We start from the raw sequence: 8700 nt of genomic DNA, 5'->3' as shown, positions 1-8700 counted from the left end.
ACCGGATACCGTCCGGCCACGGACCTTTGAATAACCCGGGTAGCACCGGGTTCCACATCGAGTAGGGTGAGGCGTTACCGCCTCATCCCTCTCACAGAACCGTACATACGGGCCTCGTATACGGCTCATGCCATTAACTTACCCCGAATTCGGGGACAGTGATGCCCGTTTTGACTTTGGTTAAGTCCATCAACCTCAGCTCATCGTGCAGGTGGGCGTTGGGGATCGCCAGATGGGCCAGCGGTGAGGCCGCATTGCGCCAGCTTTGCATCTTGATGAACTGAAACGGGGGGCGATAACCCAGCTGTTTCAGTCGCCGATGCAGCCGACTGGGCTTCTTCCACTGCTTGAGCTGGATGCAGCGAAGGCGTCGCCTTACCCAGCTCATCACCTGTTTCAATACCCGCGCGCAGTTCGCCACCCGGAAGTAGTTGGCAAAGCCACGTAACACCGGATTCAGCTCACGGATAATGGCCGCAAGTCCGATACCCCGGTTTCGCTTGGTCAGTGCTTTGAGCGTCTGCTTGAGTTTCACCACTTTCTTGTCCTGGATGCGGGTGTAATTCGTGTGTATTACTACGCCCAGGAACTTCACCCCGTCATCGCTGTGCGCAATGTGGGTCTTGGTGGCATTGACGGTCAGCTTCAGCTCACCTTCCAGATAGCTTTGGGCTACCCTCAACGCATTCTTTGCCCCAGCTCGTGAGCCGCACAGGATCAGGATGTCGTCCGCGTAGCGGACAATCCGGTGACCCCGCGCTTTCATAAACTGGTCGAAGGCGTCCAGGTAGACGTTTGCAATCAGCGGACTGATCACGCCGCCCTGCGGGCTTCCCAGTTCCGTCTCCTCAAAGTGATACCCCACCATCACGCCGCTTTCCAGACACTGGCGCAACAGTGACAGAACACTGCCGTCCGTGATCCGTTGGCGGAACTGGCGGATGATCAGGTCATGGTTGAGGGTGTCGAAGCATTTCGACAGGTCCATATCCACAACCCATTCCCGCCGGTAGCGGCGGATGAACAACTCCGCCTTGCCGATGGCGTGGTGACCACTGCGTCCCGGACGATACCCGTAGCTCGACGGGTGGAAGTCCGGCTCGAAGATCGGTTCGATGATACTGCGCAACGCCTGTTGCACGACACGGTCCCGAACCGTTGGAATGCCCAACAAACGCTCACCCCCGTCATCCTTGGCGATGGCCACACGTCTGACCGGTTGCGCTCGATAGCACTTTTCCTTCAGTTCGAGTAACAGGCACGACAGCTCAACCTCCAGATTTGCTTCAAACGCACTCAGGCTCTGCCCATCAATTCCGGCCGCACCCTTGTTACGCTTGACGTGTCTGAAGGCTTCATACAAACGCTGCTTTGACAGCAACTGTCCGTAAAGGCTGTAGTAGGTCCTCATGCCTGCTCATCTCTGTGATGACGGCTTCGAGGATCAGTCTGGCTGCTGGTGTACTTCAAACGACCCGTCCGGGTACTAGCGCTTAGGCAATCTGCCGCCACGGTGTCGTTCTACTCCCTCGTTCAGAGAAGGCCAAAGCCACTGCGTTCCCGCAGCACCTCAACCCACTTCCCTGCCCCGTCGGGCAGCTTGTGAACACAGCGTCCACCTCTCGCTCGTCGTCCGTCATTCTCGTTAATGACTTCCGCCCTTCGCATCCGATCAGAGCTTTTGACCCTGACCGGTCCGCTGAACCTCCGCCAGCGGTCGTTCCGGTTTTCTCCTCCACACTGTTACCAGGCTTGAGCGCCATGGATGGCGTAAATGCAGTTTTTTTCCAGGAGCAAAAAAAAAACTACCAAAGGCCGGAACTTCCTCACTACTACGGCTTCATCTGCCACCTCGCACCCACCGCAGCCTTGGCTTTCACCTTGCGCTGCAGTCTCCGGACTGACCGGATTCGGTGTCAGGCTTCCCCGGTTACTGCACCGGCTCCCTGTTAACGATGCCACCCTCAAACACAGCACAGGTCTGACTGAGTATCGGGCGTCGCGCTATTTTGCACGCTGACCCACCTGAACTGCCGAAACAGGTTCACTTGCGTTGTGTACCGTTAACTTCCTATGGCTTCCTTCAGACCCTGCCGTTAGCCAACAACGCCCTTGCCAATCGGATTGTCTTCCCCTCAGTCGGGGCGACGCCACCTTCTTTCAGGTGGCCGGGTTTGCCGGCTTCGCCGGGCAAACAAAAAAAGCCGGGCTATCGCAGCCCGGCTTTTTTATTTTTCAACTAACCCCTGGTCAGAAGCGCAACCGGCTACCGACTATCGCGACATCCACATCCTCGTAGCTGCCGCTATCGGCATCCAGTGAGAAGTTGTTGTACGCAGCGTAGATCTCCAGACGCTTGATGGGCTGGTACACGTAGGCGGCGCCGTAAACCTCGACATCAGAACCGGCAACCCGGTTACGAATGTCGGGATCGCCCTCATTGGCACCGGGAGTCACAACTACCGGATCAAAGTCCATACCCTGGGCGCGGTGCACGGTGAATGCGTGTTTGCCAGTCTTATAACCCACCTTGAACATATTGAAGTCAGAATCGCGACCAGCATCGTTCTCCGTATTCGAGTACACCACGGTCATGTTAATGCCGGTGTTGTGCAGCCAGGAAACAGAGCCGCCAATGGTGTCCAAGTCCCCCGCCGCGCCGCCAACATCCTTGGTGGAATAGCCAATAGAGGCAGAAAGCCGGCCCAGGCCATCAAGATTGGCATTGTAGAAAGCGGCCAGTTCTGTGATGTCCTGCTCCCCCTTGTACCCCTGGCTCACGGCCAGACTGACGGGACCAAACTTCGGACTGTCATACTGCACCCGGTCGTAGCGTGCCTCAAAATCCTGATTCCGGATCGATTGAAACACGGTAGGACTCATGGTTACGTCGCCACTTTTTTCCACAAACGGCAAGGCGCCCCCCACAAGAGCCAGATCCGGGAACGACGCTACCTTGGTGCCAGACAAATCCGATTCAGTGGCGCCATCAGCGGCACCAGGGCCCTGACCGACGGTCAACTTACCGTACTCACCTTGCACGAACAGGCTGATAATACGCTCGTCAAAGTCGCCTTTGATGGAGCGGTTCTCCGGTGTCACCAGGTTGGAGGGGTTATGCTGGTATTCCCATTCCAGATGGGCCCCACCTTAAGGCCGGTATCCGGCAGATCCGTGCTGATCACACCGCCGACACGGCTGGAGGCGAAGTCGTTGTCCACAATGTACTGCTCGGAACCATTGCCAGTGTCAGAGTGCATGATGGCCATGTTAATAAAACCGTACACATTTACATCCAGGTCAGGCACTTCTACCTTTTGCGCGTAGGCTGGGGCTGACACCATGCCTGCGAAGGCGATGGATAAGGCAAGCTTATGTTTTTTCATAGTGTACTCCGTTGGTTTGCGTATTCTTGATTGCCCGCTGGGCTGATCAGGGCTTTGGATCGGTCCGGCCCGGGTTTCCGTCCTCGTCAGGCAGGTACCACCGAAACCCGTACCGGCAAGCCCTGGCGCACGGAAGCGCCGGAGACATTCTCGAGCCAGGTCGCTGCGCCTTGGCGGGTCGGGTCTGTGAAGCCAAGATCGTTCAGATTTACCCCGGCCCCGAGATAGGCGTTGCCCTTGTGGAGTTGTCCGTCGATCACATAATCCGCAGCGCCAAGCGCCTTGTGACCATAACCATGCTCAATACCAATGGCTCCCCGCTGCACGCCATCGCACACCAGCGCCACACCGGTTACGGCACCACCCGGGCTTTCAATGCGGATGGTTTCACCGTGACCAACCCCGAACCGCTTGGCGTCTTCCCGGTGCAGCAAGACCGGATTATAGGGTTTGATCATGCGCAGCCGCTCCAGGCCGATGGAATACGGGTTCATCAGGTTCGACTTGAAGGAGAATGCCAGTAACGGCCAATCGGACTCGGTGTAGTGATCACGCAGTTTCGAGCCGTCCCAGAATCCCGCTTCCTGGAAGTGCGGTGTACCCACCAACCGGCGACCACTGTAGCTGTCTATGGTGGTACCAACCTGCTCATTGTAAATACAGAGCGGTTTGGCCCAGGTATGGCCAAGCTGCTTTCCTTTGTAGGCAGCCTGATGGGATTCAAAACGGCCGCCTCTGGAATAGAGGTGAGCGACTGGCCCCACTTCTTCCGGTTTCAATTGCGCGTGCAAGCGCGCCATCAGGGGTTCGACGCCTCCGGCACGAATGTCATCTGCAGAAGCATCCGGCAAGGGTTGGCCGGTAAACGCGATATTGGCGGCCGCGCGCAGACAGAAATCTTCTGCTCGATCGAGCGGGTAGCGGTTACCGTCTGAATCCGAGATGGCGCCTTCGCCAAAACCCGGAAGGCCCAGGCGCTTGCCAACACCGATAAAAAAGGTTTCAAGGCTGATCGGCTCGCCTTCTGCCGTCTTTGCCTGCCGTGGCTCAACCACCGGCCAGCACGCCGTGGTCATTCTGGTCAGCGTGCCACGCCAGGCACCGGTGAAGCCCCAAACTTCATACATCACTGAATCCGGCACAATGTAGTCGGCAAACTGGTTGGTTTCGTTGATAAATGGGTCTACCGCAATAAACAACCCAAGACGCTTCGGGTCTTTGAGCTTGTCCTCAATCAACGCGGTGAGACCTGCCTGACCGTATAGCGGGTTCGCCATGCAACTGATCAACGCCTTGGCCTGATAGGGATAGCCCTCAAGGCCAGCCATCAGGTGTTCGGTCAGCAACGGCGGTGCCAGTGTTCGCCAGGGCGCCGGTGCGGGGTATGGGTTGTCACCCTTGGCAAGCCGCTGCTTGTACTCCGTCGAACGCTCATAAGGAAACCGGGAACGGGACAGGAATACGCCTTGGGGGGCCCGCTTTCCCGGGAAATTGGCGAGGTCATAGCGAGGCCCCGCCCCCATTCCGTTGTAGGCTCCACCGCCCACCGCCATGCCGCCTTTCTGGTTCACACTGCCCGCCAGCAGGTTGAGCATATTGATGCCCCAGGCCGCGTAGAACCCGGTACCAGACATCATGCCTCCGTGAGTATCGGCAACCGACTCACGGCCATGGGAAGCAAACTTCGTGGCCAGTTTGCGAATGGTGTCGGCTGGTACGCCGCAGTTTTCAGCGTAGTCTTCGATGGTGTGGGCAGTCGCTTGCTCCCGGAGCTTGAACAGGGAGCTTTTCACCGATACCTGACCTGCCTGGGTGGCAACCGTGGTTTCAACAAACAGCTCGGCACGGCTCAGCATTTCGGAGCTCTCGAGCTCGCCATCGGGCGCCATGACCACCGGTACATCGTCGTCGGCGCCGGCGTCCGCGCGGCCCAGATCTGACAACCGCAGGAATTTCCCTAGGTTGGGATGTCCCTCGGTTTCGATGACCAGGTGGGTGGCATTTGTATGCACGGTTTCACCGGCGGCCTGCGCGGCATGCTGCCCGGGTAAAGCCAGGTAATCTGTCGCATACCCCTCGTTCTCGAGCATCCAGCGAATGAGCCCCATGGCCAGTGCGGTGTCGGTCCCGGGCGTAATTGGAATCCATCGGCTGCGGTCGCCGACAGAATGGGAAGCAGTAGCGTTCAGGGCCGGGTCCACCACCACATATTCGAGTTTCCCCGTGGCCCTGGCTTGCGCCAGCAGACGGCCCTGCCGCTTAAACGGATTGCCGGCCTGGCTCGGCGCGGTGCCGATAAACAGGGCAAAGCGGGCGTTGCTGTAGTCCGGTTTGGCGTGGGTATTCGTCGCCAGGTTGTCATACATGGCGCCGGACCCCATCCGAAACGCCAGGCCGCAATAAGAACCATGGTGGCCATAGTTACGGGTACCAAAAGCATTCATGGCAAACCGGCGCAAAATGGCAGAACGGCCGTAATCTGTGGCTTCCATCACCAACAACTGGTTCGCCTTGGGCCCGAACTCGGGGTTGTTCGGGTCTACCGGGGTATCGTGGTCGTAAATATCCTTCAGACCTTCAACAGCGCCTTCTCCGAACAAGTCACCGCCTTCTACCACTTCGTCCAGCATCTGCTCGAAGGAAATCGTCTTCCACTGGCCACTTCCTCTTGGGCCTACCCGCTTAAGTACTTCGGTGATGCGCTTTTCGCTGGTGAGCTGCGCCATGGCGGCATTGCCGCGCGCACAGGCTGTCGAGCGGTTGAGTTGCCCCTGATCCTTGAAGGTGCTGAGCTTCTGCAGAGCATCCATCACCGGCATGGTTTCATCAAAGTGCTCATCGGCAGAAAGTGGATGATAGGGGTTGCCGGAGACCCGAAGCACCTGCTCGGTGTTGTTGTCGATACGTACCCGAACTCCGCACTTGGTGGTGCAGCCGTAGCACACCGTAAAGGCAATACGCTGATCCGGATTGAGCACGACCTTTCCGGTATCCGGATCGACGGTATACTCCGGTGCCAGGGAGTTACCGTTGGTTCGATGCTGGGCCGGTACACCCGCGGTACCATTAATCAGACCCTTGCCAATTTTTTCCAGCGGCCCGGAGTAACCGGCAGCAAAGGTCGCGACACCACCCGCTGCGGCGGCACCTTTCAGGAAATTGCGGCGATTTTTATCCATGGTCAAGCTCCGGCTTCAATCAATGAGTGGTGCCATTGGCATGTTTGGTATCACGCCAGGGCACCAGAATGTCGATAATCAACAGCACTGCCAGCCATAACCCGAAGGTGCCAATAATGCCCATCAGCCCGTAGGAGCCAGCCTCAACCACCAGGTTGTAATAGCCGGCTGTGTTCTTGGCGACGGTTTGCACCTCCATCAGTACCATCCAACGGAAGGCCCAGCCCATATGAATGGCCATCAGGCCAACCAGCCAGGCCCAACGCTGCCAGGCCGGCGCCCGTAAAAGCATCAACGTAGACAGGAACAGCAGCGCACCGGCACCAAGGGCCCAAGCCGCAATGGCCGCCCAGTCCGGGTTATAGCGCACGGATTCAAGCGCCGCCTGCACCGAAGGGCTGAACCCGGTAAGCCCCTGAAACAACCAGATGGCAGCGACGACCGCACTGGCGACAATGGACACCAGAATCACCTTCAGTCCCTGGCGATTGACGTCATGGTTGCCGCCTGCCATCAGCCGGTTAAGCAGCATGACCAGGCCGGCAGCGGCAATCAGGCCGGTCAGCACAAACATCACCGGTAACCAGGGCGTGTTCCACAAGGGGCGTGCCTTGATGATGGAAATTTCTGCCCCGGTGTAGACCATGATGCCAAGTGCCAGCACTGAGACCAGAAGGCCGGTCACCACCACCGCTAGCCGGGGTGTTTGCCATGATCCCAGGCACAGCCAACGCGCCAGTGTGGCATCCCAGCCTTGGTTGTTATGGCCTTTTTCCATCAAGGCCGGGCGCCAAGAAAAGTAGGCGTACAGAATCATCAACACCACATAGGGCGGCAACAAGAACGCGCCAATCGACATCCAGGACCAGGGTGCCGGGTTGGCATAAAAATGCCAGAACCGGGCCGGCTGATGCAGATCTGCCAGCAACGCCACCGGCCCCACAAGGGTGCAGGTCACCGCAACCAACAGCGCAAGCCGTGCCAGCGGCATGAACCTTTCACGCCCGAAGACCATGCCCGGCAGCGTCATCAATAACGCTGAATAAGAAATCGCGATCATGAAAAAGTACTGTACCGCCCACGGATACCAGGCCAGTTCGTAACGCGGGGTGAGTATTTCAGTGGCCAGCAAACTCATACCCTACCTCCTCACCCTGATTGTCACGCACATCCCAGATGGCTGGATCAGCCAGCGGGCGTGTTACAAAACGCTCGTCCATACCCAGGTAGAACACATGGGGTGCAGTGCCCTGCTCAGGTTTCAGAACCATCAGCTCGCCATAATGCTCTGCCATGATCTTGCTGATCTGGCTTTCCGGATCCCGGATATCCCCGATAATTCGCGCACCACCTACGCAGGACTCAACACAGGCGGGCAGCAAACTAACATCCAGACGATGGGCACAGAAGGTACATTTGTCGGCTGTCTGGGTGTCTTCGTTGATAAAGCGGGCATCGTAAGGGCAAGCCTGCACACAGTAGGCACAGCCCACACAGACATCGCTATCCACGACCACAATGCCATCTTCCCGCTGGAAGGTGGCCTGAACCGGGCAGACTGGTACACATGGTGGGACATCACAGTGGTTGCAAAGACGCGGCAACATCATGGTGGCGATGTCGCCGGTGCTTTCGTTCTGCACCTCGTATTGGGAGACAATCGTGCGGAAACTTCCCAGCGGCGCCTGGTTTTCGATATGACAAGACACCGTACAAGCCTGGCAACCAATGCACTGGCGCAGGTCAATCAGCATGGCATAACGCTTGGAGCTGTCGCCCTCACGCCTTGGGGGTTGTTGGTTCATTCCGGCATTTGCCAGGCTGCTCAAAGGCACCAAGGCGGCACCTGCGGTCAGGCGCGCAATTTGGCCGAGCAGTGTGCGGCGGGAAAAGTCCATACGTCCTCCTGATGGGACTGTTCAGGGTATGGACCCCACCTTAGCGAATGCAGAAAACGGATAATTGACGCTAATCAAGTTAATAGGCTGACGGTATGCCGTCATAGTGGGAAGTACCAACCTGAAGGATCAACCACAGCAGTTTCAGATCGAGGCCAGGGCAAAACCCGACCTTACGGCCAAATCGGGATAGGGGGGAACCAATAGGTTCCGCCCCTCCCACACCACCCGGCATGC

General features: G+C 57.8%; 6 protein-coding genes. All 6 read right to left on the bottom strand.

The features are described 5' to 3' along the window. Positions 1-133 precede the first annotated feature (133 nt). The 6 genes from ltrA to dsrO all read right to left on the bottom strand — a co-directional run bounded on the left by ltrA (position 134) and on the right by dsrO (position 8463). Entirely contained in the window at positions 134-1411 is a 1278-nt protein-coding gene (gene ltrA, locus IBX51_RS13320) for a group II intron reverse transcriptase/maturase (RefSeq protein WP_291831771.1), read from the bottom strand. Between the two features lie 839 nt (positions 1412-2250). Beyond that, positions 2251-3102: a porin gene (locus tag IBX51_RS13315; protein WP_291831770.1), complete on the bottom strand. Its 852-nt coding sequence runs from the start codon at positions 3100-3102 to the stop codon at positions 2251-2253. After that, positions 3099-3386: a hypothetical protein gene (locus IBX51_RS13310; protein WP_291831769.1), complete on the bottom strand. Its 288-nt coding sequence runs from the start codon at positions 3384-3386 to the stop codon at positions 3099-3101. The genes IBX51_RS13315 and IBX51_RS13310 overlap by 4 nt, the downstream gene beginning before the upstream one ends. A gap of 86 nt (positions 3387-3472) precedes the next feature. Next, entirely contained in the window at positions 3473-6565 is a 3093-nt protein-coding gene (locus IBX51_RS13305; protein WP_291831768.1) for a molybdopterin-dependent oxidoreductase, read from the bottom strand. Positions 6566-6584: 19 nt separating this feature from the next. Next, positions 6585-7703: an NrfD/PsrC family molybdoenzyme membrane anchor subunit gene (gene nrfD / locus IBX51_RS13300; RefSeq protein WP_291831767.1), complete on the bottom strand. Its 1119-nt coding sequence runs from the start codon at positions 7701-7703 to the stop codon at positions 6585-6587. Beyond that, positions 7684-8463 (bottom strand): sulfate reduction electron transfer complex DsrMKJOP subunit DsrO, encoded by a 780-nt coding sequence (dsrO, locus tag IBX51_RS13295; RefSeq protein WP_291831766.1) that lies wholly within the window; start codon positions 8461-8463, stop codon positions 7684-7686. The genes nrfD and dsrO overlap by 20 nt, the downstream gene beginning before the upstream one ends. Positions 8464-8700: the final 237 nt, after the last annotated feature.

This window comes from Marinobacter sp. (assembly GCF_014859525.1).
Taxonomy (GTDB): Bacteria; Pseudomonadota; Gammaproteobacteria; order Pseudomonadales; family Oleiphilaceae; genus Marinobacter.
This window is presented reverse-complemented; position numbering and strand designations above follow the sequence as displayed.